This window comes from Erythrobacter sp. HA7-11, assembly GCF_055693605.1.
Genome location: NZ_JBVFUF010000002.1, coordinates 536,466 through 560,431 on the forward strand (window position 1 = coordinate 536,466; position 23,966 = coordinate 560,431).

19 protein-coding genes and 3 pseudogenes are annotated in these 23,966 nt (G+C 57.6%); 12 read left to right on the forward strand and 10 right to left on the reverse strand.

Features of this window, described 5'->3' with window-relative positions; genetic code table 11:
- Positions 1-25 precede the first annotated feature (25 nt).
- From nusG to rplA, 4 genes are all read left to right on the forward strand, one after another.
- A complete protein-coding gene (gene nusG / locus ACZ1GU_RS02850) occupies positions 26-562 on the forward strand; it encodes a transcription termination/antitermination protein NusG (protein ID WP_472646610.1) in 537 nt (178 codons plus the stop codon).
- A gap of 130 nt (positions 563-692) precedes the next feature.
- Positions 693-881, forward strand: coding sequence for a hypothetical protein (locus ACZ1GU_RS02855; RefSeq protein WP_472646611.1), 189 nt, complete (start codon positions 693-695; stop codon positions 879-881).
- A 454-nt stretch (positions 882-1,335) separates the two neighbouring features.
- Positions 1,336-1,764 (forward strand): 50S ribosomal protein L11, encoded by a 429-nt coding sequence (gene rplK, locus ACZ1GU_RS02860; RefSeq protein ID WP_472646612.1) that lies wholly within the window; start codon positions 1,336-1,338, stop codon positions 1,762-1,764.
- Between the two features lie 2 nt (positions 1,765-1,766).
- A complete protein-coding gene (gene rplA / locus ACZ1GU_RS02865; RefSeq protein ID WP_472646613.1) occupies positions 1,767-2,459 on the forward strand; it encodes a 50S ribosomal protein L1 in 693 nt (230 codons plus the stop codon).
- Between the two features lie 64 nt (positions 2,460-2,523).
- On the opposite strand, the gene ACZ1GU_RS02870 is transcribed toward rplA, so the two are convergent.
- The 6 genes and pseudogenes from ACZ1GU_RS02870 to ACZ1GU_RS02895 form a co-directional block, all read right to left on the reverse strand.
- The gene (locus tag ACZ1GU_RS02870; RefSeq protein ID WP_472646614.1) at positions 2,524-3,450 is read right to left on the reverse strand and encodes a GNAT family N-acetyltransferase; all 927 of its coding nucleotides are present in this window, start codon (positions 3,448-3,450) and stop codon (positions 2,524-2,526) included.
- Positions 3,450-4,418 (reverse strand): polysaccharide deacetylase family protein, encoded by a 969-nt coding sequence (locus ACZ1GU_RS02875; RefSeq protein WP_472646615.1) that lies wholly within the window; start codon positions 4,416-4,418, stop codon positions 3,450-3,452. Before ACZ1GU_RS02875 ends, ACZ1GU_RS02870 begins: the two co-directional genes overlap by 1 nt.
- 63 nt (positions 4,419-4,481) lie before the next feature.
- On the reverse strand, positions 4,482-4,811 hold the full coding sequence (locus ACZ1GU_RS02880; protein WP_472646616.1) for a GMC oxidoreductase: 330 nt from the start codon (positions 4,809-4,811) through the stop codon (positions 4,482-4,484).
- Positions 4,768-6,627 (reverse strand): GMC family oxidoreductase N-terminal domain-containing protein, encoded by a 1,860-nt coding sequence (locus ACZ1GU_RS02885; protein ID WP_472646617.1) that lies wholly within the window; start codon positions 6,625-6,627, stop codon positions 4,768-4,770. Before ACZ1GU_RS02885 ends, ACZ1GU_RS02880 begins: the two co-directional genes overlap by 44 nt.
- A gap of 114 nt (positions 6,628-6,741) precedes the next feature.
- Positions 6,742-7,501 (reverse strand): annotated as a pseudogene (locus ACZ1GU_RS02890) (competence/damage-inducible protein A).
- Positions 7,502-7,554: 53 nt separating this feature from the next.
- The gene (locus ACZ1GU_RS02895) at positions 7,555-9,063 is read right to left on the reverse strand and encodes a flavin-containing monooxygenase (RefSeq protein WP_472646618.1); all 1,509 of its coding nucleotides are present in this window, start codon (positions 9,061-9,063) and stop codon (positions 7,555-7,557) included.
- A gap of 113 nt (positions 9,064-9,176) precedes the next feature.
- Here ACZ1GU_RS02895 and ACZ1GU_RS02900 point away from each other — a divergent pair, with 113 nt between their 5' ends.
- The 3 genes from ACZ1GU_RS02900 (at position 9,177) to ACZ1GU_RS02910 (ending at position 13,987) form a co-directional block, all read left to right on the forward strand.
- A complete protein-coding gene (locus tag ACZ1GU_RS02900) occupies positions 9,177-11,216 on the forward strand; it encodes a TonB-dependent receptor plug domain-containing protein (RefSeq protein WP_472646619.1) in 2,040 nt (679 codons plus the stop codon).
- Between the two features lie 202 nt (positions 11,217-11,418).
- Entirely contained in the window at positions 11,419-13,512 is a 2,094-nt protein-coding gene (locus tag ACZ1GU_RS02905; protein WP_472646620.1) for a TonB-dependent receptor, read from the forward strand.
- Positions 13,475-13,987 (forward strand): hypothetical protein, encoded by a 513-nt coding sequence (locus ACZ1GU_RS02910; RefSeq protein ID WP_472646621.1) that lies wholly within the window; start codon positions 13,475-13,477, stop codon positions 13,985-13,987. Before ACZ1GU_RS02905 ends, ACZ1GU_RS02910 begins: the two co-directional genes overlap by 38 nt.
- 106 nt (positions 13,988-14,093) lie before the next feature.
- On the opposite strand, the gene ACZ1GU_RS02915 is transcribed toward ACZ1GU_RS02910, so the two are convergent.
- Positions 14,094-15,257, reverse strand: coding sequence for an acyl-CoA dehydrogenase family protein (locus ACZ1GU_RS02915; protein ID WP_472646622.1), 1,164 nt, complete (start codon positions 15,255-15,257; stop codon positions 14,094-14,096).
- A gap of 1 nt (position 15,258) precedes the next feature.
- A pseudogene (locus tag ACZ1GU_RS02920) lies at positions 15,259-16,022 on the reverse strand (crotonase/enoyl-CoA hydratase family protein).
- Between the two features lie 106 nt (positions 16,023-16,128).
- On the opposite strand from ACZ1GU_RS02920, the gene ACZ1GU_RS02925 reads away from it, so the two are divergent.
- Positions 16,129-17,397 carry an acetyl-CoA C-acetyltransferase gene (locus ACZ1GU_RS02925; RefSeq protein WP_472646623.1) on the forward strand — a complete coding sequence of 423 codons (1,269 nt, stop codon included), beginning with the start codon at positions 16,129-16,131 and terminating at the stop codon, positions 17,395-17,397.
- Complete coding sequence (locus tag ACZ1GU_RS02930; RefSeq protein ID WP_472646624.1) at positions 17,387-18,934, forward strand: acetyl-CoA acetyltransferase; 1,548 nt, start codon at positions 17,387-17,389, stop codon at positions 18,932-18,934. Before ACZ1GU_RS02925 ends, ACZ1GU_RS02930 begins: the two co-directional genes overlap by 11 nt.
- Here the strand turns inward: ACZ1GU_RS02930 and ACZ1GU_RS02935 are convergent.
- Positions 18,931-19,575: a carboxymuconolactone decarboxylase family protein gene (locus ACZ1GU_RS02935; protein ID WP_472646625.1), complete on the reverse strand. Its 645-nt coding sequence runs from the start codon at positions 19,573-19,575 to the stop codon at positions 18,931-18,933. The two genes, ACZ1GU_RS02930 and ACZ1GU_RS02935, sit on opposite strands and share 4 nt — an antisense overlap.
- A gap of 3 nt (positions 19,576-19,578) precedes the next feature.
- The gene (locus tag ACZ1GU_RS02940) at positions 19,579-20,112 is read right to left on the reverse strand and encodes a VOC family protein (RefSeq protein WP_472646626.1); all 534 of its coding nucleotides are present in this window, start codon (positions 20,110-20,112) and stop codon (positions 19,579-19,581) included.
- Between the two features lie 141 nt (positions 20,113-20,253).
- Between ACZ1GU_RS02940 and hppD the strand changes: the two are divergent.
- From hppD to ACZ1GU_RS02955, 3 genes and pseudogenes are all read left to right on the forward strand, one after another.
- Positions 20,254-21,379 (forward strand): annotated as a pseudogene (gene hppD / locus ACZ1GU_RS02945) (4-hydroxyphenylpyruvate dioxygenase).
- Positions 21,379-21,936: a VOC family protein gene (locus ACZ1GU_RS02950; protein ID WP_472646627.1), complete on the forward strand. Its 558-nt coding sequence runs from the start codon at positions 21,379-21,381 to the stop codon at positions 21,934-21,936. Before hppD ends, ACZ1GU_RS02950 begins: the two are co-directional and overlap by 1 nt.
- A 101-nt stretch (positions 21,937-22,037) precedes the next feature.
- Entirely contained in the window at positions 22,038-23,966 is a 1,929-nt protein-coding gene (locus ACZ1GU_RS02955; RefSeq protein WP_472646628.1) for a putative bifunctional diguanylate cyclase/phosphodiesterase, read from the forward strand.

A 23,966-nucleotide genomic window follows, 5' to 3' on the forward strand; every position in this document is an offset into this window, starting at 1 on the left:
GGGCATTTGGTTTTGAGGATTTTCGATGGCTCGCTGGTACATCATCCACGCTTATTCCGGATTTGAAAACAAGGTCAAAGAGGCGATCATCTCTGAAGCAGAGCGGCTCGGCCTGTCCGAAGGCGTTGAGGAAATCGAAGTTCCGACCGAAACCGTGACCGAGGTAAAGCGCGGCAAGAAGGTTCAGGTCGAGCGCAAGTTTATGCCCGGCTACGTCCTCGCCAAGCTGCGGATGAACGACGACATCTATCACCTGGTGAAGAACACGCCGAAAGTCACCGGCTTCCTCGGCAATAATAACAAGCCGCAGGCAATCAGCGAAAAAGAAGCTGCGCGCTATTTCGGCGGTGTGGAAGAAGCCAAGTCTGCACCCAAGAAAGACATCAGCGTCGATTACGAGATTGGCGATTCTGTCAAAGTGCTCGACGGTCCATTCGCGAGCTTCAACGGCATTGTCGAGGAGCTCGATTTCGACAAGGCGAAGGTCAAGGTTTCGGTCTCGATCTTTGGCCGCGCTACTCCGGTCGAGCTCGAGTTTGAGCAGGTCGAACTGGTTAAGTAGTGGTTTTTGTTGCGCACCCCATCCGGGGTGCGATTTCCTCGTTCACGCGGCCTGAGCGCCGCATCGCTGAGGGCGCCCGGTCGGGCTTGCGGTCGCTCCGCGACCGTTATGGTTCGTAACTGAGGCTCTTATGAAAACCCGCCCGGCCATCTGCAATCGCAAGCGCAATTACGCGACCCGCGACGAAGCGGAATGCGTCGCTGCGAGCGCGCCCTTCAAGCTGCGCGCCTACTCCTGCGAGCTATGCCGCCGGTTCCACCTCACTAGCCGCACTAAGGGCATGAAGACGCCTAGGTATGAAATCGAAAGCAGCGGGTAGGGCAGAGCCGTTCGAGAAATTTTCCTACCTTAGTAGAGCGACGTTAAGGGTTGGGGGTGATTTATTGCCCTTCGTCCCCTCACCTGAATGATCGCTTTTCTCGATTAGTGCCGCATCGTGTGATCGAAGCGAATTTAGACCCAGGACCGTGTAACATGCGGTCCATGTGTGCTTTAGGAGCGACGAACTGCACCACCCGCGCCCTCCACCCTTCCAACCGGAACCTACCGGGACATTATACGGGTGGAAGGGTGGAGGGCGTGGGCGGCACGGCACGCAAACCACCCCCCCCCCCCCGAATCGCTTGCAAAACGGGGCAGACACGCTATGTGCGCCGCTTCCCAAGTTCAGACTTGGGGTTCCGCGCGGGAGGAGAGGTGATGCTCTCCGTTGGACCGCTTAACATGACCTCGGATCGAAAGAACCGGGGGACAGTGAGAAAAGGAGGCCTCTCATGGCCAAGAAGATTGAGGGCTACATCAAGCTCCAGGTGCCCGCTGGTACCGCAAACCCGTCACCACCAATCGGCCCGGCATTGGGTCAGCGCGGCGTGAACATCATGGAATTCTGCAAGGCGTTCAATGCCGCGACGCAGGACCTTGAAAAGAACGCTCCGATCCCAACGACGATCACCGTCTATGCGGACCGTTCGTTCAGCTTCACGACCAAGACCCCGCCTGCGTCCTACTACCTGAAGAAGGCCGCCAAGGTGAAGAAGGGTTCGGGTGAGCCGAACAAGGACAAGGTCGGCAAGGTTACCCGCAGCCAGCTCAAGGAAATCGCAGAGGCCAAGATGAAGGACCTCAACGCGAACGATATCGACCAGGCAATGAAGATCATCGAAGGCTCGGCACAGTCGATGGGCCTCGAGGTGGAGGGCTGACCATGGCTAAACTGACAAAGAAGCAGAAGGTCCGCGCAGAGCTGGACGGCGAGAAGCTCTACACGGTCGACGAGGCAATCGCGACCTTGCGTGAGCACAAAGCGAAGTTCGACGAAACCGTCGAGCTGGCGATGAACCTGGGTGTTGACCCGCGTCACGCAGACCAGCAGGTCCGCGGCATGGTCTCGCTGCCATCTGGCACGGGCAAGGACGTGAAGGTTGCTGTGTTCGCGCGCGGCGACAACGCTGACAAGGCGACCGCTGCTGGCGCTGACAAGGTTGGCGCAGAAGACCTGATGGAAGACATGCAGGCCGGCAATCTCGACTATGACCGGATCATCGCGACGCCCGACATGATGGGTGTGGTCGGGCGCCTCGGTAAGGTGCTCGGTCCGAAGGGCCTGATGCCAAACCCGAAGCTGGGCACGGTTACGCCTAATGTTGAGCAAGCCGTCAAGGACGCCAAGGGCGGCCAGGTCGAGTTCCGCGTTGAGAAGCAGGGCATTATCCACTCCGGCATCGGCAAGCTGTCGTTCAAGGACGCGGATCTGAAAGCCAACTTCGAAGCGCTGACGCAAGCGATTGTGAAAGCCAAGCCATCAGGCGCGAAGGGCAAGTACGTGAAGAAGGTCGCTTTGACCTCGACCATGGGCCCCGGTCTGAAGATCGACGTTGCCGAGATCGAAGGCGCGTAACGCTTTCTTACTCGATTGAGACATGTAAAGGGGCTGGGAGCACATCGCTTCCGGCCCCTTTCGCTTATGCGCGCAACAGGCTACGCACTTTGCCCAAGGCTCCCGAGCGTTCTGCCAGGCTCTTCGACTTTGTGACAATCTGATCGAAGCCCTTGCGCGAGCCGAGCAAGACGCGATTGGCGATTGTCGGTTTGAGCAGCGAGAAGCTTAGGCAATCGACGCTGTCGGTTGCGAACATCGCTTTATGTGCGCCTTCGCCCTCGGTGAAGTCGAAGTAGTCGAAGCTCTGATCGGCGAACAGGCGTTCAAGCGCCTCCATCTGTAAGACCGTGCCGGGTGATAGACGCGACCAATCTGGATCATACCCCAGATGCGCATAAACCAGCGTCTTGCCGACTATCGGAAGCGAGAGGTATGCGATTGCCTCTTCGTTTACGTGCAGCAGATAGCAACGCATAGCGCCTGCTTCGGCCTGCTCCAGCATTGTGCGGCGCGCCTCTGGCGTATCAGGAAGGCCAGCATTGAGCAGCCGCGCCTGGTAGGTCTTGGCCGACAGGGGGAGCGCGGCATCAAGAAACGCCTCAACTTCGGCGGGAGTGCGGTGCTCGGTAACGGCAAAGCTACCGCCTACCTCTTTCGCGAGTTTGCGCTGCTTGCGCCTCAGGGTTGATCGCGTCTTGCCAGAAAAGCGCGCGAGATAATCGTCATAGCTCGCGCATATCTCGGGACGCATGTTGATGTAGTGCCTTCTGTAGCATTGCTCACCGCCAATCAAATGATCCGGAAAATGCGCGCGGATGGCTGGCAGCGAAGATTGGGGCGCAGATAGCACGCGTAACCCGTCCGACCCCGATTGCGGCGGGGCAAAAATCTTGTCCGAGCCGTGAAGGATATCCTCCAAGCTGAAGCTCCACGTGGAAAGCTCACGACCAACCGCGAGCAAGCGTCGCGATCCAATGGTGAAGTCAATTGTGGTGGCTGCGCTCGCCATCAGAGCGCTCCATACAGTTTGTTGGACGCGAATTGTTCAACCATGCGCCAGCCAGTCCGCAGCGGATTGGCGGGCAAGGCGGCGGCTGATCCTGCGCTCGTTAATCCCGCATGCAAAGGCGGGTTGTCGCGATAATTGCCGGTCACCACTCCGTCCATTTCGGCGATCGCTTTGCAGAGCCCATCGAAGCGCCTTTTTACGATTGCGTTGGCGAGCTGCGTGGTCCGATTAAGCAGCTCAAACGAATGCGTAACGATGGTGAAGCTTTGCTGTCCGGTATCCCGCGCATGGCGCAAGGCGGTCGTCATCTCGCCGAGCGACAAGGCGGTGATCTGCGCATGACGCAGTCCGCCCGTGACCGTACCGATCGCGCCTATTGGCACCTCGATCACGCCTTTAAACAGCATGGGCGAGAGGTCTTGGCCCGTTAAGCTGATCGCGCACGGTCCGACGTCGACTAGTCCTGGGCAATGGCTGCTATCGTAGCGAATGCCGAGCGCTGCCAGGGCGCGTAGCGTGTCGTCATTTGCGCCATAATTGCCCGCCCGGAACGCGACCGGCTTGGGCGCACCCGCCGCCACCAGCGTGTCTCGCGCATAGCTGATCAATTCGCATTGCTCATCAAAGGTAAAGTCTTGGATATCTTTGCCAGCCTGTCCCTTTAGGGCGGCGTCGGGACCGGCGATCTCGAGCCATTCGGTGTGGCAGTGCAATTGCACATCCTGACCAGCCTCGATGATTGGGCCGACGATGTCTTCGATCGCGGCGATACCCCAGACCATCGCGGGCATCGGATCGACGAAAAACACCGCTTTCAACCCGTGTTCGGCAAAGCGCTCCAGCTTGTAAGGAACGCCAACAGGACCATCGGGCGTGATGCAGGCAATCGAGCGCGCGAAATTGTCCGCACGATCCGCAGCATTTCTGCCCTTGAAGAGGCCCGAGGAATACTCGGTATCTATGGTCAAATATGCCTGCACCACAATGCGCATGGACTAGCGCAAAAGTGTTAAAACGTGGTGAGACCTACCTCAAGCGAAGGCTGCGTGTGCTATCGCCATAGTGAACATTTGCGCGTTGATGCGGATCGAAGAGGGAAAGACGCTGGCGTCGGCAACATACAGGTTACCGGTTCCATGCACCTTCAGATCCGCCCCGACGACCGACCGATGCGGGTTCGAGCCCATCACATTGCCGCCTTGCGGGTGCGAAGTGCTGACGATGAAGTCGTGACCTTCTCTAAGATGCTGGTCGACAATCTGCCGCACATTGTCACCGGGGCGCACAGTCACACTGTCAGATGTCGGCAGATAGACTTCAATCGCGCCGCCCGCGAAGTGCATGTTGATGGTATCGATCACGAACTCGCGTAATCGCTGGCGGTGGTGGCTTTTCAATTCGACGCGGAACCGGTACGTTCTTCACTTCGCCCATGTCGCTAACCGGCATCAGAATGCCGAGACATACAAGATTGGAGTAGGATTCCATCCGGCGGACGTATTCCTGGAACCATCCGCCTACTGATGCGGCGAAAGTCGCTGGCGGGTGGAACCAGCTTTCAATCAAATGGTCGCCACGATCGACATAGGTGCCCATCTGCACCCCGTCCCAGGAATTCACGGCATGCGCCATTTTTGCGATCACGGGGCACGCCAGGTTGCACGCGATTTGCTCGCCGACATGCGCGAAGTTCATCGTCCGCTGGATTAGCGCTGACGATGCGCCGGTGCCTGCAGCGACGATCGCGCCTTTTGACGGGCGAATGCGAACGTGGCGCCCGTTCTGGTGCGCTTCGACCGATTTCACCGGCTTATTATGCAAGCGCAGATCGACATTCAGGCGGAAGGCGGCGGTATTTTCTGCGATACGGGCGCCGCCAGCTTGAGCGTCCGCGAGCAAGGTCTGAACCACAGAGCTCTTGCGATCATAGGGACAGCCCGAATTGCAATAGCCGCAGCCCCAGCACTCACGTGACGTGCCCTGCGTGCCATAGTTCTTCTCAAACAATTTGGCGGTCACACCCGCATCGTCGGGGCGTCCTTGGCCCGCGGCGAGGAACGCTTGCCATGCGGTTTGCAAATGCGCTCCGTTTGCTCCCGCCTGGCTCTGGGTGATTTGAGCAATACCCATGCGCTGCCATAGATGATCGAATGCCGCTGTGAGCTTGCCATTCGGATGCGCGGCATCAACCGGATTCACATCGACGCCGAATTGCGATCGCCAATGCTGAACCACGTCTTGTGTTCGCGGGTGTGGGTTGGCGGCGTCGGGCCGAAAGCAGATGCCGTTATTGACCAATGAAGATCCGCCAACGCATTCCGCCTGCAAAATGGCAATTTCGCGGTTGCTTGACGTCATCAAGCCGCCGCCATTGTATAGCCCGGCATATTGCTCGGCATCGCGGTGGCGCAGATCGGCGGTCGACCAATAATTGCCCTTTTCGATGATGATCACATCTTCGCCCTTGGCGGTGAGCGCAGCCGCCGCCGCAGCACCGCCAGCGCCCGATCCGATCACCACCCAGTCGCAACTCTCAGATCCTGATAGCTGGACGGGTGTAAGATCGTCTTTGGTCGAGAAAGCGGGCGCACCCGCACGCGATTGCGGGGCAACGAAACCAATCCCGTTCCAGCTTGCTGGGAGTTGGTAATAGGCGGAGTAAAACACCGTGCGCAGCCGCCCCAAAGCGCGGATTATATCGAGGCTGGACGATGCAATGCGGTTTTCGAGCCGCTGTTGGCGGGCATCAACCGGAAGCGTGTCGAAATCGCGGCTCAGAAGCAGTTCGAGGAAAAAAAGCCCGACCTTGACCTCGCGCCGAGTAACGGTCGGCAGAATTTCGATCCATCGCATTGCGTTTTCGACAATGTCGTCAATCGTGCCTTGCGGCGGCGGGCCGCCAAACAATGCCTCGACGAATGCGTGCTCAAAACTGGCGCGGCGCTGGGCGATGACGGTGATCATCGCATCATCAACTGTGACTTCATTGGCGCGAGAGCGATCCACCGCCTCGCCGTCCAGCGTCATCGCCCCATTGCCAGTTATGACGTAGTCTGCTGTCTGGCCGTCATCGTCGATGTCGACCTGCACGACCGGGTGGTTGGTATGGGTCTTGCCCAATGGGCGCACATTGCTAGGCGCCAAGGCAGTTAGAACTGCGGTTGAAACTTGCGGCATTCGACTAACTCCCACCCTAGTCTTAGAGCTGAGAGAATGCCTGAAAACTGCCGCTTCGCAAGACGCAATCGGCCGGATTCCTTGTAGGAATTCGCCAATTATTGAGCGGTTGGTCTAAATCCCACCAGGCGTGAAGTCATAACCGCTTGTTGCGAGGCCATCGGTAAGGCTGTCGATGCATGATTTTAGTTCACCTGCATTAGTCGATCTGACGACGAAATTTGCGCCGACCCTGCCTTCGCGAAAGAAGGGGTAGGAGCCGATCTGGCAGTTCTCATGCGCTTGCTCGACTTCGCGCAGCAGACCAGCGACTTCGCTTTCGGCAATCCAGCACCCGATGGTTTCGCTGATCAGTGGCGCGCCGCCTTCCAGTTCTCCGGTGAGGGCATCAAGCATTCCAGCGGTGATGTGCGGGACGCCCGCCATCACAAAGATATTGCCAAGGCGGATGCCCGGTGCGCCAGACATGCGATTTGGGATCAGCTCTGCCCCTTCAGGCACGCGCGCCATCCGCAAACGCCCTTCGTTTATACCGCCTTTGTCAGCATAATAGCGTTCGAGCAGCGCGCGCGCATCGGGATGAATAACCACCGGAACGCCGAGCGCCTCTGCCACCGCATCGACGGTGATGTCGTCATGGGTCGGACCAATGCCGCCCGTTGTGAAGAGATAGTCGTTGTCCGCACGCAGTGCATTCACCGCGTCGACGATCTGTTCCTGAATGTCCGCGACCACGCGCACCTCGGAAAGCCGGATCCCTTGGACCTGCAGCCAACTGGCGATCTGTGAGATGTTTTTGTCCTGCGTGCGGTACGGACAGGATCTCATCGCCGATAATGACGAGCCCTGCAGTCCAGATCTTTTCGGTGGTCATGCCCGGCTATCTAAGTCAATCGCGCGGCGATTGCCACAAAGCTTTCGGCGATTTTACTCAGCCGCCTCAAGCTGTTCGTCGGTGTCGGCATCCGCGCTGCTGGCCTTCTTGAACGTCAGCAGGCCATCATCCACCGGATCGCGCTTCATAAGCTTGCGGTCGTAGACATATTCCTGGTTAAGACGCCAAGGATAACTGATCGCATTGCGCGGCATGATGTGCTTTCCGCGTTGGATGTAGCCGCTTGAAAAGTCGAACACGTCATCCTCTTCGAGATTTGCTGCTGCCGCGGGCGTGAGCACGGGGGTCACAATTTGCGTGCCGGTCGCGCGCATATGGTTCAGCACTCGGCAGACATAATCTGAGTTGATGTCGGCGCGAAGCGTCCAACTCGCATTCAAATACCCAAACACGACCGCCAAATTAGGCAGGTTCGAGAACATGCAGCCCTTGTAATAAAAGCGCTTATTGAACTCCACTGGTTCGCCATTGTGGCTGATGGCGATCTTGCCGGCGATGGCCAGTTTGAGGCCGGTGGCGGTGACGATGATATCGGCCTCGAGAAAATCTCCGGATTTGAGCCGCACGCCGCCTTTCTCAAATTTGGCAATTTGCCCGGTCACAACCGAAGCCTTGCTCGACTTCATTGCCTCAAACAGATCATCGTCTGGGACTAGGCAAAGGCGTTGATCCCACGGATCGTAGGGAGGCGTGAAAGTCGCCCGATCATAGTCTTTACCGAGCGACTTTTCGATGCCCTTGTACAGCGCATCTTTGACCTTTTGCGGCTTGTTGCGCGCTGTCTTGAACGCGAGATCCTGCATCTTGATGTTTTTGAAGCGGGTGATCCGATAGGCGAGACTTTCCGGCAGGATCTTGCGCAGAGTGTTGGCGATCCAGTCTTTCGCGGGACGCGCAAACATCCAGGTCGGCGTTCGCTGCAGCATCGTCACATGCGCCGCTTTGTCTGCCATAGACGGGACGATAGTCACCGCGGTCGCGCCCGATCCGATCACGACGACGTTCTTGCCAGCATAGTCGAGATCGTCCGGCCAGAATTGCGGATGCAAAACCTGCCCGTCAAATTCGCCAAAATCAAAGCCGGCGTCGAAAGGCTCGTCGTAGTCGTAATAGCCCGAGCCAAGATACAGGAAGTTGGCGGTAAGCTGAGTGCGTAGGCCGTTATCCAGTTCCATCTCGACATGCCAGCGCGCTTCGTCATCACGAAAATCGGTCGAGATCACCTTGTGGCCAAAGCGGATGTGCCGACGAATATCTCGCTCATCGACGATTGTGTTGAGATAATCGAGAATGGCCGGAGCATCGGCGATCGACTTTTCGTGCCGCCACGGCTCGAAGTCGAAGCCGAGTGTGTGCATGTCGCTATCCGAGCGAATGCCGGGATAGCGGAATAGGTCCCATGTCCCGCCCAGATTTTCGCGCTGTTCGACAATGGCATAACTGTGTCCTGCGGATTTCATTTGCATGTGCGCAGCCATGCCGATGCCGGAAATCCCGGCGCCAACGATCAGCACATCAAAATCTGTTGTGTTCTCGGCCATTGTCGATCTTCTCTCCTCGGATCAATGATGAAAGCACACAGATCGATCAAAAGCGAGTCTTCATTGCAAATTGAAACTGACTAGCGCGATACCTTGGTCTAAGGCCCGCCGCTATGTCCCTGATTCTTCGCTCAGCGCTTGTATCCAGTGCCGCCGCCCTCAATTTCCCTGCCTCAGCTCAAGATCAAACCGGTGATCGCGAAGCGGCCCAAGAACCCAACGCCAATGTAATTGTTGTTACCGGGCAAGGGCTCGATGATGCGCCGTCAACGGGCGCGTATGCATCAAGCGTATTAGATCGCGAGACGATCGTCGCCAGCGCTTCTGGGCGGATTGAAGATGTGCTGGAGAACGTGGCGGGTTTCCAGCAATTTCGTCGGTCGGACAGCCGCTCCTCCAATCCTAGCGCACAGGGCGTCACGTTGAGAGCGCTTGGCGGCAATGCCACGAGCCGTGCGCTGGTGGTGCTTGACGGCGTACCGCTGTCCGATCCCTTTTTCGGTTACGTGCCGCTGAGCGCAATCGCGCCGGAGCGGATCAGCACAATCAGAGTGACGCGTGGCGGTGGCTCAGGCCCGTTCGGTGCGGGCGCGCTCGCTGGAACGATTGAGTTGGAGAGTGCGGACGCAGACACGCTTGGCCCAGTTGCGGCGAGCCTGCTCGTCAATGATCGCGAAGAGACCGAAGCAAGCGGCAGCGTTGCCGCCAATTTGGGCGCGGGTTTTGCGGTGGTCAGCGGGCGCTGGGATCGCGGGCAGGGCTTCTTCACCGCGCCTGATGATCAGCGCGTCCCTGCATCTGCGCGTGCGGCGTTCGACAGCTGGTCTGTCGGTGTGCGGGCGGTTGCTCCGCTGTCGGACACAGTTGAGCTGCAAGCGCGCGGCTTGGTGTTCGATGATCAGCGCACGTTGCGGTTTGATGGCGCGGATTCCAGCAGCGAGGGACAGGACGCCAGCATCCGCATCGTTGGTCGCGGCGACTGGCAGTTTGATGCGCTTGCCTATGTCCAGGCGCGCAATTTCTCGAACATTGTGATCAGCTCAACCCGTTTTGTGCGTGTGCTCGATCAGCGTAACACGCCTTCGACCGGGCTAGGGGGAAAGCTCGAAATTCGCCCACCCGTTGGCGGCGGCCACACCGTCAGGCTCGGCGTGGACTATCGCCAATCGAAGGGCGAATTGCAGGAGGAGGCATTTAGCGCCTTCACCGGGAACTTGCGTGAACGCCGCCGCGCTGGCGGCACGAATAGCGACCTTGGCCTGTTCGTTGAGAATGACTGGCAGATCGGCCCGCTTCTTTTGACCGGTGGTCTGCGCGCTGATCGTACCAGCATCTCTGATGGTTTCTTCCGCGCAGTCGACGCAGCTGGCAATGTCGTGAGCGAGACAGTCGCGCTCGATCGCAGCGATTGGTCACTTTCATGGCGCGCAGGCGCTTCCTTTGATGCGGGCGAGGGCATCAGGCTGCGTGGGGCGGCCTACACTGGTCTCAGGCTGCCGACCCTCAACGAACTTTACAGACCTTTCGTTGTGTTCCCCGTCGTCACGCAGGCCAATGCGGCGCTTGAGAACGAGCGGCTTGAAGGCTTTGAGATCGGCCTCGACTGGTCGCCCAGCGACAGTGTTAGCTTCGCTTTGACCGCTTTCGACAACGAGGTTGAGAATGCGATTGCCAATGTCACGCTGACTTCGACCTTGCGCCAGCGGCAGAACCTTCCTGCGATTGACGCGCAGGGAATAGAGGCAGCGCTGAACCTCACATTCGGGGCTGTGAGTTTCGACGGATCGCTCGCTTACACCGATGCGGAGATAGACGGGTCTGGCGCTTCGATAGCGCTCGATGGCAACCGGCCACCGCAAACACCTGAGTTCTCCTTCTCGGCAACCTTGGCATGGCAACCGGCTGAGGGTTGGCGCCTCGCCGGGACAGTCAGGCATCTCGGCGCTCAGTTTGAGGATGATCAGGAAACCGCAGTGCTTCCTGCTGCAACGACGCTCGATGCGTTTTTGCAATTGCCGATTGCAGGCAAATTCTCTGGTGTTCTGCGCGGCGAGAACCTGCTCGAAGAGACAATCGTGACTCGCAATTCAGGCGGTGCTATTGACCTGGGCGTGCCGCGGACGGTCTGGTTCGGCATCCGTTACGGGTTTTAGGCCAGCGCACCTAAGCCTGCTTGAGTCGCAAGGATATTTCTCCAACACAGCTCGAAAAGTGGTTTTGCTGCGCTGCAGCGTAGATTGTGGCATTTTTGCATCAATTTGTGAGAACCATCGTCGCACTCTTGCGAATTGAATCCGCGCGTGACTAGTCTGTCTCCCACAAAAACAAGACATCGGTTTGTTGGAGAGGAAACCTATGACGAAGAAGCTCGCAGTCTACGCGGCTGGCCTGATGGCAAGCACAGCGTTTGCACAACCAGTTCTGGCGCAAAACGCTGAAACAGATGCCGAAGCGGAAGCACCCGATAACACAATTATCGTGACCGCAACGCGCCGTGCAGAAGATGTGCAAGATATTCCGATCGCTGTGACCGCTGTCGGCCCTGCTCAGCTTGAGCGGCAAGGTGTGACGGAAATCCGTGATGTGGCTGCTGTTGCTCCAAGCTTCTCAAGCACCACCGCGCAGACTGCAGCAGGCTCGGTTGTGCTGCGGATCCGCGGCGTCGGTACAACTTCTAACAATATCGGTTTTGAAAGCGCCGTTGGCATTTTCATTGATGGTGCGTATCAATCGCGGCCTGGTGTCGCTTTGGGCGAATTCGTCGATATTGAGCGGGTCGAGGTTCTGCGCGGTCCGCAAGGCACTCTTTTTGGCCGAAACACCTCGGCTGGTGCGCTTAACATCACGAACAAGCGCCCTGACTTGAGCGAGTTTGGCGGGTTTGCCAACGCTACCTATGGCCGCTTCGATGAAATCAGCCTTCAAGGCGCAGTCAACGTGCCGATTGTTCAAGACACTTTGGCGCTACGCCTGACCGGTGCCTATCGCCAGCGTGATGGCGCCGTTACTGTAGTTGACGCCACCGGCAATCGGATTGGCGACACCAATGACATTGATCGGTACCTGGTGCGCGGACAGGTGGGCTGGGAAACCGATAGCGGTTTCAGAGGCCGGATCGTCGGTGACTTCGCGAAGAACGAATCCAGCTCCGGCGTCGCGGTTCAAGTGTACGAGACGCCGTTAGCGCCGTTTTTCCCGGCTGTGGGACTTGGCCCAACCGGTGGTCAGCCGACAGGCAATTTTGCAACGTCCCCGTTCGATCAAGCTGGGTTCGATGAAGCTGCACAAGGCCGCACGGTCGCAGCCAATTTTGCCCCTGTCGCTGACGTTGAAAACTGGGGCGTCGTGGCCGAAATCGAGCATCCTCTCGGCGACAATGCAGACGTGATCTTCATTGGTTCGTATCGTGAGTATTCAGCAGTTGAATTCTACGACTCCGACTTCTCGGCAATCGATTCCTTTAACGTGAATCTCAACACTCAGATCGATACCTTCTCTGCTGAATTGCGGGTGCAGGGGGACGCTTTCGATGGACGTTTGAGCTGGCTGATCGGCGGTTACTACTCAGACGAACAGATTGAGGCCAACAACCGCTTCTCGCTGGCAGCGGACTTCGGCGAGCAGGTTGGTTTCTTGTTTGCCGGCCTGTCTGGCGGAGCAACTCTTGGAACTCTCGGGGCCAACCCGCTGTCGGCCTTGACCGGCGGTCTCGATCCGGCTGGTTCGACCAGTCTCAACCGCTTCACGCAAAGCGCGGAAAGCTGGTCTATCTTTACGCACAACACGTTCGACATAACCGATCGCCTTAGCTTCACAATTGGCGCCCGCTACTATGATGAAAGCAAGTCTGGCGGATTTGACCAGATCGAGAACGTAAATTCGGTCTGCCCTACATTCGCGGGCGCGCTTCTTGGCGGGGCGCTTCCGCCGCTCGGAGCGCTGGAACCGTTGGCAATTCTAACAGCGTGTTTCGGCTTTACTGCGCCAGCTGATTTGCCTGCCGCTTCGGTGTTGCCTCTGCCGCAGACATTCCAGGACTCATTCTCAGATGAAGAGCTCATCTACACCTTGAATCTGGGATATGAGATCAACCCGGATGTCAGCATCTACGGTAGCTTTACTCACGGCATCAAGGCAGGCGGTATCAACCTTGATACAACAGCTGGTGTGTTTGGTGCGGATCCGACCTTTGAATCCGAAGAAGTCGACGCCTACGAGATCGGCCTTAAATCGCGTTTGCTCGACGATGCTGTGACCTTGAACATCGCGGCATTCCATCAGGAATTCTCGAACTTCCAGGTGCTTGAATTCACCGGCGCGGCATTCCAGTCCTTCAACGTGCCACGCGCATTGACGACCGGCGTGGAGATCGAAAGCGTAATCCGGTACGAACCCGAATTGGACCTTCAATTTGGCGACCACGATCCTCGATGCACGCTATCCAGATGATTGTGCAGGAGATCTGACCAGTGTGACGGTGCTATCTCTTTGCGGTAACGACTTGACCAACGCTGCGAATGTTACGGCAATCGCAGGCGTGCTCTATGAAAACGAATTGACCAACAACATCGACTTCTTCGCTGCTGGCCAGATTCGAATGGTGTCGGACGAGCGCACGTCGACTCAGGCGATTGTGCCGCCTTCACAAGGCGCGACGGTGGCCGAAACGCAGGCTGCGATTGATGCAGCTCCATTGATTGTCGGCGATATTCAGGACAGCAACTTCAAGATCAATCTGCGGGCTGGTATTCGCTCCGCCGACGAGACTTGGACGGTTGAGGCATTTGTCCTCAACGCAACCAATGAAGTGACCCGCGGCGTTACCTTCAACAACGTTTTGCGCGGTGTTGGCGCGGTCAACGCGCGCTCAAGCTTCATTCTTGAGCCTCGGACGTATGGCGTGACGGTGAGAACGCAGTTCTAATCTGAGCTCACAAAAGCTTTGCCTTTGGGAGAGGGCATAGAGAAGGGGCGGCTCGCATAATGCGGACCGCCCCTTTTTGATTGCGTAGTTCGGATATTGGCGCGTCCTACATCGAACGCGCGATCAGCATCTTCATGATCTCGTTCGAACCGCCATAGATGCGTGCGATGCGCGTATCGCGGTACATGCGAGCGATCGGGTAGTCGTTGATGTAGCCCGCACCGCCATGGAATTGCAGGCACTTGTCAACGACCTCGCTTTGCAGCTCGGTCACCCAGTATTTCGCCATAGCAGCAGTTTCTACGTCGAGCTTTCCTTCGAGCAGCTTGGCGATGCAATCATTGACGAACACCCGGGCAGCCGTGCCGCGCGCCTTCAAGTCGGCGAGGGTGAACTGCGTGTTTTGGAAGTCCCAAATCGTCTTGCCGAAAGCCTTGCGGTTCTTGACGTATTCTACCGTCACTTCGAGCGCCTTCTCGATGCCTGTCATCGCGCCCATTGCGATCACGAGACGTTCTTGCGCAAGCTCGCCCATCAGCTGATAGAAGCCCTTACCCTCGACCCCGCCGAGCACGTTGTCGCCTGGAATGAAGACATCGTCGAAAAACAGTTCTGAGGTGTCCTGCGCATCGAGCCCCACCTTGTCGAGCTTCTTACCGCGCTGGAAGCCATCGGCGCCCTCGGTTTCGAGAAGCATTAGCGAGATGCCTTTGGCACCCTCGCTCGGGTCGGTCTTGGCGACGACGATCATAAAGTCAGCGGTCTGACCGTTGGAGATCCAGGTCTTCGAGCCGTTGAGGCGATAGCCATTCCCGTCTTTCAGCGCGGTCGTCGTGATGCTCTGCAAGTCAGAGCCAGCATCCGGCTCGCTCATCGCGATCGCGCTGACCAACTCGCCGGTGACCAGCTTGGGCAGATATTTCTTCTTTTGCTCTTCAGTGCCGTGGCGCACCAGGTAAGGCAGGATAATGGTGTTGTGCAGGCTGGCCGCGAAACCTTCGACGCCGTGCTTAGACTGCTGGTCGATAACCACCATATCGTGACGGAAATCGCCGCCATGTCCGCCGTACTCTTCGGGCACGGATACGCCGAGCAGGCCAGCAGCGCCTGCCTCGTTCCAAAACTCACGCTCAACCTGGCCGTCTTCGCGCCATTTGAGGATGCGCTTTTCGGGAGCGTGTTGCTGGTAAAACTTGCCCACTGCATCGGCGAAGATCGAAATCTCTTCGTCTTCCATGAAGGCGGGCTGGGGGACGTCGATGACAGGCATGTTATTTCCCTTTCCAGTTTGGCGCGCGCTTCTCGGCAAAGGCCGCTGCGCCTTCGCGGGCGTCCTCCGAGACAAAGACCGGTGCGATCAGCTGCGCCTGCTTCTCATAGCGCTCATCCATCGCCCAAGAGCGCGATTCCTTGATGATCTGCTTGGACACCTTGACCGCGAGCGGGCCGTTGGCTGCAATCTTTGCCGCCAGTGCTTTTGCAGCGTCAAGCGCAGCGCCATCGGTCACTTCGTTGATGAGGCCGATCTGGCTGGCACGCGCCGTGTCCATGAAGTCGCCGGTCAACGCCATCTCCATCGCTACACGCTCTGGGATCTGGTCGGGCAGCATCATAACGCCGCCGGTACGCAGCAACGAGGCCGCGCTTCACTTCGGGAATGCCGAATTTCGCACTTGAATTGGCGACCACCAAGTCGCACGCGATCATTAACTCGAGCCCGCCGGCCAACGCATAGCCTTCGACTGCAGCAATCAGCGGTTTCGCTGGAGGTGCTTGCACCACGCCGCCAAAACCTCGCCCTTCCACCACCGGACTTTCACCGCGAAGGAAGCCTTTGAGGTCCATGCCCGAACAGAATGTGCCGCCTGCACCGGTAAGGATGCCGACCCGCAAATCATCTTCGCTGTCGAGCCGGTCCATTGCCGCAGCAATCCCTTCGTACCGCAGCCTTGGTCATCGCGTTTTTCGCTTCAGGGCGGTTGATCGTGACGATCAGCACGCCGTCTTCGACTTGGGTGAGGACTTCCTCGGACATGGCTTCTCTCTCCAATTGCAAACTGAAACTTGTCTTGCGCCCTTGCTGGCCAAGGTTTACGCAAACGTCAACCAGGATTCGAGAATCATCGCTGAAAGGATGAGCAATGGGCGAGGCATATATTATCGACGCGGTTCGCACACCGCGCGGGATCGGCAAGCAAGGCAAGGGCGCGCTTGCAGCAGAACATCCGCAGCATCTGGCGGCGACTGTCTTGAAGGCCATCGCAGAACGCAACGGCCTCGACACCAGCACTGTCGACGATGTGATCTGGTCGGTCAGCACCCAAGACGGAACGCAGGCGGGCGACCTTGGCCGCATGGCCGCGCTCGATGCGGGCTATGACATCACTTCAAGCGGGACCACGCTTGATCGGTTCTGCGGCGGCGGGATCACCTCTGTAAGTCTCGCGGCAGCTCAAGTGATGAGCGGCATGGAAGATTGCGTTGTTGCTGGCGGCACGGAAATGATGAGCCTCACCGCTGCTATGATGAAGGAAAAGATGCAGGCCGGGATCAAGCCACCAATGATGGGCAGCTACAATGAGCGGCTGCAGGCGACCCATCCGCAATCACACCAGGGGATTTGCGGCGATGCGATCGCGACGATGGAAGGCTTTTCCCGCGAAGAGCTGGACGAGGTAGGTTATCGCTCTCAGCAGCGCGCGGCAGCTGCGATCGCAGCGGGCAAGTTCGACAAATCGGTTGTTCCTGTGGTCGATGATGAAGGCAATGTGATCCTCGACAAGGAAGAGTATCCGCGCCCACAAACTACACTCGAAGGTTTGGCTGAGCTTGAGCCAGCTTTTGCCAAGATGGCGAACGTTCCGCTCGATGCCAATGGGACGACTTTTGCCGGCCTCATCAATCAGAAATACCCTGACCTCGAGATCCAGCACTTCCACCATGCGGGCAATTCGTCCGGTGTGGTTGATGGCGCGGCAGCGGTGCTTGTCTGCTCGAAGGAATATGCCGAGAAGCATGGCCTCAAACCGCGCGCCCGGATCGTTGCAACCGCCAATATGGGCGATGATCCAACCCTGATGCTGAACGCTCCTGTGCCAGCGGCCAAGAAGGTTCTGGAAAAGGCTGGCCTCAGCAATGACGACATCGACCTTTACGAAATCAACGAGGCTTTCGCCGTTGTCGCCGCGAAATTCGTGCGCGACCTTGAGCTCGACTGGGATAAGGTCAACGTCAATGGCGGCTCCATCGCGCTTGGCCACCCGATTGGCGCAACCGGATCAATCCTAATCGGCACAATGGTCGATGAGCTGGAGCAGCAGGACAAGCGCTATGGTCTCGTCACGATGTGCGCAGCGGGCGGTATGGCGCCTGCCATCATTGTCGAGCGCGTGACCGATTTTGTCGACTGAGCCGGCGCCGGTGATCGCCGACAAAACGCCCGTCATCATCGGTGTAGGGCAGTATTCCGAGCGCGTGGATCATCCCGGCTATGAAGGTCTGTCATATATGGATCTGGGTGGACGCGCGCTCGCAGCGGCCATAGCGGACAGCGCGGCAAGCGCTTCTGTTGCGGAGGCGATTGATACGCTCGCAGCGATCCGCGCGTTTGAGATGTCGCGGCCTGATAAAGTCCCTCCATTCGGCACTTCGGACAACATCCCGCGCAGTTTTGCCAAGCGCGTCGATGCGAACCCGGAGCGTGCGATCCTCTCGACCACGGGCGGGCAATACAATCAGAAGCTGGTGGGCGAATTCGCCGAAGCCATCGCAGCCGGGCATAGTCAATGCGCCGCGATTGTGGGTTCGGAGGCGATCTCTACCGCCCTAGCGCTTGCCGCGAAGGGTCAAAAGCCCGATTGGTCGGAGGAAGTCGGCGGCGAATTGGAAGATCGTGGCTATGGGTTGGAAGGGCTGCTCGAACCTAGCCTCTTTGCGCACGGCGCGACGGGAGCGATCTCGCTCTATGCACTCGCCGAGAATGCGCGGCGGGCGAAACTTGGCATGGACCTTGAAGAATACCGCCTTGCCATTGGGGAGCTGTTTGCGCCTTTCACAAAGGTCGCGGCGAGCAATCCACACGCGGCGGCTCCTGTCGAACGCAGCGCTGAAGAGCTGGCTACGATCACGGATCGCAACCGGATCGTAGCCGAACCCTATGCGAGGATGACAGTCGCTCGCGATCAGGTAAACCAAGCGGCGGCTATCATTATGGCGAGCGCGGGCAAGGCGCGCGAATTGGGTGTGCCGGAAAATAAGTGGGTGCATATTCATGCGGTCACATCGGCGACCGAATTGGAATTGTCACAGCGGCCCGACCTGGCGGCCAATCCTGCCTCTATTGCAAGTGTTGAGGCGGCCTTGGAGCGTGCGGGTATTGCCATGCCTGACATCCGCTTTCTCGATTTCTATTCCTGCTTTGCGATCCCCGTCTTCAATCAATGCGACCACTTCGGCATCGCGACTGATGATGCGCGCGGCTTGACGCTGACCGGTGGACTTCCTTTCTTTGGCGGGGCGGGAAACAATTACTCGGCGCATGCGATCTGTGAGGCCGTGCAGCGAGTGCGCGGCGCGCGCGGGCAGTTCGCACTGGTCGGCGCGAATGGCGGCTGGATGAGCAAATATGCAACCGGTATCTACTCGACCGAGCCAGCAGACTGGTTCGGAAATGATCGGGTGCGCGCTTTACCCATGGCGCAGGACGCTATGCCGCGCGGCGAGGGTATTTTCGGAAGTGCGACGGTCGAAACCTACACAATCAATCACGCCAAAGGACGAAGTGTCGCAGTCTGGATCGGTCGCGATCCCGGTGGCAAGCGGGTTTTCGGAAATGCCGATCTTAGCGATGAACCCACGCGCGCCGCATTCCAAGGCGGTCAGCCCTTCGGTGCCAAGCTGACCGTCAAGCAGAATGAAAACGGTCGCAATATCGGTCGCGTCGCCTAGTCTTTGTTCCTTTCGCCACCGAGGAAATCGAGCGCGTCAAACCCTTCTGGCGCGGGCACTTCGGTGATCGGATCGTCGCGATCGTCGAATTCGGTCCGCAGGGCGCGGCTCATCACCGCATGCATCAGATACATACAGGTCGTGTAGGTCAGCTCTAGGATCTCTTCGTCGGAGAACTGCTCTTTGAGCGCATCGAACAAAGCGTCCGGCACCCGCCCCTGATGCGTCACCAACCTGTCGGCATAGGCGAGCACAAGGCGCTCTCTCGCATCGTAACAGCTCGCCGTTTGCCAAGTGGGCAGCGCTTCGATCTTCTCTTCGGGATAGGCGAGGCCGCGTAAGCTCTTACAGTGCTGGGAGAAGACAAACTGGCTACCCGTCGCCCAGCCCGCCCACGTTTGCCCAAGTTCGCGCAGCACCGGATCGAGCTTGCGCGCAGGATCGCGATAATAGGCAAAGCCCTGCGCCGCGTGCTTCAGGGTTGCAGGTGAGTTGGCAAACACCGTCCACCAATCACCTGGCGTGCCGGTCGCAGTCCCTGGTTCGGCTACTGGATCACGCCCGCCAAAAAGCATGGCGTACAGTGGCAGAACGACCTTTTCGTCCGCTTCATCCTTAGGCACTTCTTTTAGTCGCGGCATGGATCAGGCCTCCGTTTGCATGGCGGCGGTCGCGGGCTCATGCGCGATATCGTCAGGGCCGAAGCTCTTCGTCGTCGCGGCGAATTCCAGCATGATGCCATTGGGGTCGGTGAAATAGACCGAGCGGACGAACACGCCTTCATGCAGCTCTTTCGACATGCCTGCTGGACTGTCATCATGATTGACGACCCTATGCGTGTGCTCGACGCCGGTCTCCTGCAACCGGTCGAGCGCCGCCTCCAGCTCCTCTTCCGCCATGTCGAAAGCCAGATGGTTCATCGAGCCCACCGCGGTTTTGGCGTCGAAAGGGAATTTCTTCACCGAGGCGATGCCAGGTGCAGCGGGCGGACCGTCCTCCCACCAGAAAAACGCGACCGCATTCCCGCCGCCGCAATCGAAGAAAAAGTGCTGACCGCCACCTGGCAGCTCCACCGTCTTGAACAGGGGCATGTTGAGGATTTTCGTGTAGAATTCGACCGTCTCTTTCATGTCGCGACACACCAGCGCGACGTGATTGATCCCCTTGGTCTTGATCATGCGGCTCTCCTTGCTCAGCAGGATGCACGGATCGACTGGCACTTTCAATCGCCGTCCGCGTTGCCGCTTTTGACAAAATGGCGGGAATCGCGTATTTAGTTTCAAACGTAACCAAATTCAGACAAGTGAGTGAACACACCCATGACCAAGCATCCCGGTGATCTGTTTGACAATCCTGCTGGCCTTGACGGATTCGAATTCGTCGAATTCTGCGCTCCGAAAAAAGGTATGCTTGAGCCCGTGTTTGAGACAATGGGCTTTACCCATGTGGCCAATCACCGCTCGAAAGATGTCCAGCTCTGGCGTCAGGGCGGCATCAATCTCGTAGTGAATTATGAGCCTCGCTCAGCCGCTTGGTATTTCGCCCAAGAGCATGGTCCCGGCGCCTGCGGCATGGGCTTCCGCGTGCGCAATGCTGCCGCCGCTTATGAGCATGTGCTCGAGCAGGGCGCGGAGCCAGTCGCCAATGCGCCTGGTCCGATGGAATTGAGCATTCCCGCCATTCGCGGCATTGGTGGATCGATCCTCTATCTGATTGATCGCTATGCTGATGAACAGGGTGAAGGGCTTTCGATCTACGATATCGACTTTGAATATCTGCCCGGCGTCGACAAGTACCCGGAAGGGGCCGGTTTTCAGCTGATCGATCACCTTACTCACAATGTCTATGGCGGTACGCATGGCCTATTGGGCTGATTTCTATGAGAAACTCTTCAACTTTAAAGAGATCCGCTATTTCGACATCAAGGGCGAGTATACCGGCCTGACTTCAAAGGCTCTCACTGCACCCGATGGGAAAATCCGCATTCCGCTCAATGAAGAAGGTGAGAATGGCAAAGGCCAGATCGAGGAATATCTGCGCGAGTATAACGGCGAGGGCATTCAGCACATCGCGCTGATCTGCGATGATCTGGTGGCGTGCTGGGATCGGCTGAAAGCGCTTGATGTGCCTTTCATGACGGCCCCGCCAGAAACCTATTATCAGATGCTGTCAGAGCGCCTTCCTGGCCATGGCCAAGACGAAGATGCGCTCAAAAATCGCGGAATCTTGCTCGATGGCACCACCGAAGGCGGCAGCCCGCGTCTGCTGCTGCAGATTTTTGCCGAGCCGCGCATTGGGCCTGTGTTCTTTGAGTTCATCCAGCGCGTAGGTGACTACAAGGACGGTTTTGGCGAAGGTAACTTCAAGGCGCTATTCGAAAGCATTGAGCGCGATCAGATTGCTCGCGGTGTGCTCGAAACGGCTGACAAGGAGCCTGCAGAATAATGGCTGCGGTCAAACCTTCGGGCATCCACCACGCCGCCTATCGTTGCAAGGACGCGAAGGAAACAGTCGAGTGGTATGGCCGCGTGCTCGGCATGGAATACACCACCGCCTTCGCGGAGGATCACGTGCCTTCGACCGGCGATTATGACCCGTACATGCACGTCTTTTTGGATGCGGGGAATGGCAATATCCTCGCATTCTTCGAGCTACCCAATCAGCCTGACATGGGCCGCGATGAAAACACGCCGGCATGGGTGCAGCACCTCGCGTTTCGCGTCGGATCCGAAGAAGAATTGATAGCAGCGAAAGCCCACATTCAGGGCGAGGGAATTGATGTCCTAGGCCCAACCCACCACGGCATTTTCAAGTCGATCTATTTCTTCGACCCGAACGGCCACCGGGTGGAGCTCGCCGCCGACATTGGCACGGAAGATCAATACGCGGAGCTCAAACGCGTTGCACCGCTTATGCTCGATGAATGGTCGGAAACGAAGAAAGCGCCTCGGCATGCTGATTGGCTGCATGAGATTGCTCGCAAAGAGCACGGCGCGAATTAGGGCGTCGGTCCGCGCTAACCCCCTATTAATCAACGCTATCTCACCTTGTCTTAACCTCTGAGCACTATGTGTTTTCCACTAAGTGTGGGGTAATTAGCGCAATGGGTGCAGTCCCAACAGCAATGGAGGCGAAAACTGCGGCGGCGGTGCAGGCGATTTATCGCCCGATCATTCGCGGCTATTTCGCTGTGTTTTCAGCCTATTACCTCATTCTTCTGCCGACGACGTTCTATTACTACGAAGGTTTGGACTTAGCGATTGTGGTCGCAGTCTCGCTGATCACCTCGAGCCTCGGTATCTTCGGTTATTTCCACTTGCGAAAACCGGCTCTAACCAAGCGGGTAGAGCAGCTACTCGTAGTCTTGAACTTTATGGTTGTCGTGAATGTTGTCATCGCGCTCAGCATTCAGTTCGCCCCAGAAAAGCTCTCGTATTTCGTGATCCTTGTCATGCTTTTTGCATTGGCGAGCATCACAGTTCGTCAGTCCGTTTGTTCGATCATATTCGCGACCCTTGCCTTCATGACGTTTGTGCCGAGGCTCGGCGAGGCCGATGCTGCGATTTACGGATTTCTAGTATTTGGAGCAGTTATCGCCTCCCTTTCGATTGCCTATTACCTGCGCAAAGCGATTAGCTTTATCGCTCAGGCCAAGCTTGAGGCAGAAGGACAACTTAAAGAGGCCCGCGTGGTCGGCGAGAATATGCGCCGAAAGTCCCTCTCAGACAGCCTGACCGGATTGCCAAATCGCCGCGCATTTTTTGAGGCTTTACGCAAGGCGACTGCCGAGATCACCGCTGATAGCGCGTCGGAAGAAAATCTCTGGCTTTTCTTGGTTGATCTAGATGGATTCAAAGCGGTGAATGATGTTCACGGACATTTGGTGGGCGATCTGTTGCTCAAGGAAGTTTCGGACCGCCTAAAAACGCATTGCCATGAAACGGCACATGTCAGCCGTATGGGCGGAGATGAATTCAATATCATCCTGGTCTCCCCTTGTGAGGAGGAACAGATCAAGGCGTGGTCCGATCGCCTGCTTGAATCGCTTGCAAAGCCATACGTGATCGAAGGCCGCTATGTGCGGGTGTCGGGTTCGATGGGTTGTCGCATGATGGATCTGACGGAAGCCGCGCGTCCGCAAATCAATGAAGCCGATTACGCCCTGATGGCAGCCAAGAAGCAGGGCAAGAACCGCTCGGTCATCTTCAACGAGACGCACGCGAAACAGGCGGCGGAGCGGCACTTGGTCGAACAAGCGCTGCGGTTTGCCAACCTCAAAAACGAGATCGAACTGCTTTTCCAGCCTCAGATTGATTTGCGCCGAAACCAAGTTGTCCGTGCCGAGGCGCTTGCTCGCTGGACCAGCCCGATGGTTGGATTGGTCGAGCCCAATCGCTTTATCAAAGTCGCCGAAGAGAGCGGCCTTATCACCGACATAACGCTCACGGTCGTGTCGAAGGCCTTCCGGGTGATCAACGGCCTTTCGTGGCGGGTGCCATTGGCGATCAACCTGTCGAGCCACGATGTCATCACTGACCCAGTGATCGACCAAATCATCGCATTGGCCGAGGAATTCGAGATCGATCCCAAGATGGTCGAATTCGAGGTTACCGAAACAGCGATGATGGCCGATCTCGATAAGGCAACTGCAAATCTGCAGCGCCTTTCAGAACTCGGTTTCTCGATCGCTCTTGATGACTTTGGCACCGGCTATTCGAACTTTAGCTATTTGCGCAGACTACCGATTGAAAAGCTCAAAGTGGATCGCTCTTTTCTAGAAAACACTGGCGATCCGATGACCGAGAAAGTGCTGTTTTCACTCGCCGGGATGGCTCGCACACTCGGTGTGCAATGCCTGCTCGAGGGAATTGAGAGCGAGGTTGACTTGCTAATGGCGAAGCGCGTTGGAGTGGATGCGGTCCAAGGCTTCCTGTTAGGCAAGCCTATGCGTCCGGAAGCGCTCGAACAATTGTTTCTCGAATACGAGGCGAAGCGAGACCTGAGCGAATGGAGCGGCCAAGCCAGTGCGTAG

Bases quoted from the DNA above. Each gene is read 5' to 3' on its own strand.
- ACZ1GU_RS02925 (WP_472646623.1), top strand. From the start codon at position 16,129: ATGGGCGAGGCATATATTATCGACGCGGTTCGCACACCGCGCGGGATC.
- rplA (WP_472646613.1), top strand. From the start codon at position 1,767: ATGGCTAAACTGACAAAGAAGCAGAAGGTCCGCGCAGAGCTGGACGGC.
- ACZ1GU_RS02935 (WP_472646625.1), bottom strand. From the start codon at position 19,575: ATGCCGCGACTAAAAGAAGTGCCTAAGGATGAAGCGGACGAAAAGGTC.
- ACZ1GU_RS02955 (WP_472646628.1), top strand. From the start codon at position 22,038: ATGGGTGCAGTCCCAACAGCAATGGAGGCGAAAACTGCGGCGGCGGTG.
- ACZ1GU_RS02870 (WP_472646614.1), bottom strand. From the start codon at position 3,450: ATGGCGAGCGCAGCCACCACAATTGACTTCACCATTGGATCGCGACGC.
- ACZ1GU_RS02885 (WP_472646617.1), bottom strand. From the start codon at position 6,627: ATGCCGCAAGTTTCAACCGCAGTTCTAACTGCCTTGGCGCCTAGCAAT.
- ACZ1GU_RS02915 (WP_472646622.1), bottom strand. From the start codon at position 15,257: ATGCCTGTCATCGACGTCCCCCAGCCCGCCTTCATGGAAGACGAAGAG.
- ACZ1GU_RS02855 (WP_472646611.1), top strand. From the start codon at position 693: ATGAAAACCCGCCCGGCCATCTGCAATCGCAAGCGCAATTACGCGACC.
- ACZ1GU_RS02895 (WP_472646618.1), bottom strand. From the start codon at position 9,063: ATGGCCGAGAACACAACAGATTTTGATGTGCTGATCGTTGGCGCCGGG.
- ACZ1GU_RS02950 (WP_472646627.1), top strand. From the start codon at position 21,379: ATGGCTGCGGTCAAACCTTCGGGCATCCACCACGCCGCCTATCGTTGC.
- nusG (WP_472646610.1), top strand. From the start codon at position 26: ATGGCTCGCTGGTACATCATCCACGCTTATTCCGGATTTGAAAACAAG.
- ACZ1GU_RS02900 (WP_472646619.1), top strand. From the start codon at position 9,177: ATGTCCCTGATTCTTCGCTCAGCGCTTGTATCCAGTGCCGCCGCCCTC.
- rplK (WP_472646612.1), top strand. From the start codon at position 1,336: ATGGCCAAGAAGATTGAGGGCTACATCAAGCTCCAGGTGCCCGCTGGT.
- ACZ1GU_RS02940 (WP_472646626.1), bottom strand. From the start codon at position 20,112: ATGATCAAGACCAAGGGGATCAATCACGTCGCGCTGGTGTGTCGCGAC.
- ACZ1GU_RS02905 (WP_472646620.1), top strand. From the start codon at position 11,419: ATGACGAAGAAGCTCGCAGTCTACGCGGCTGGCCTGATGGCAAGCACA.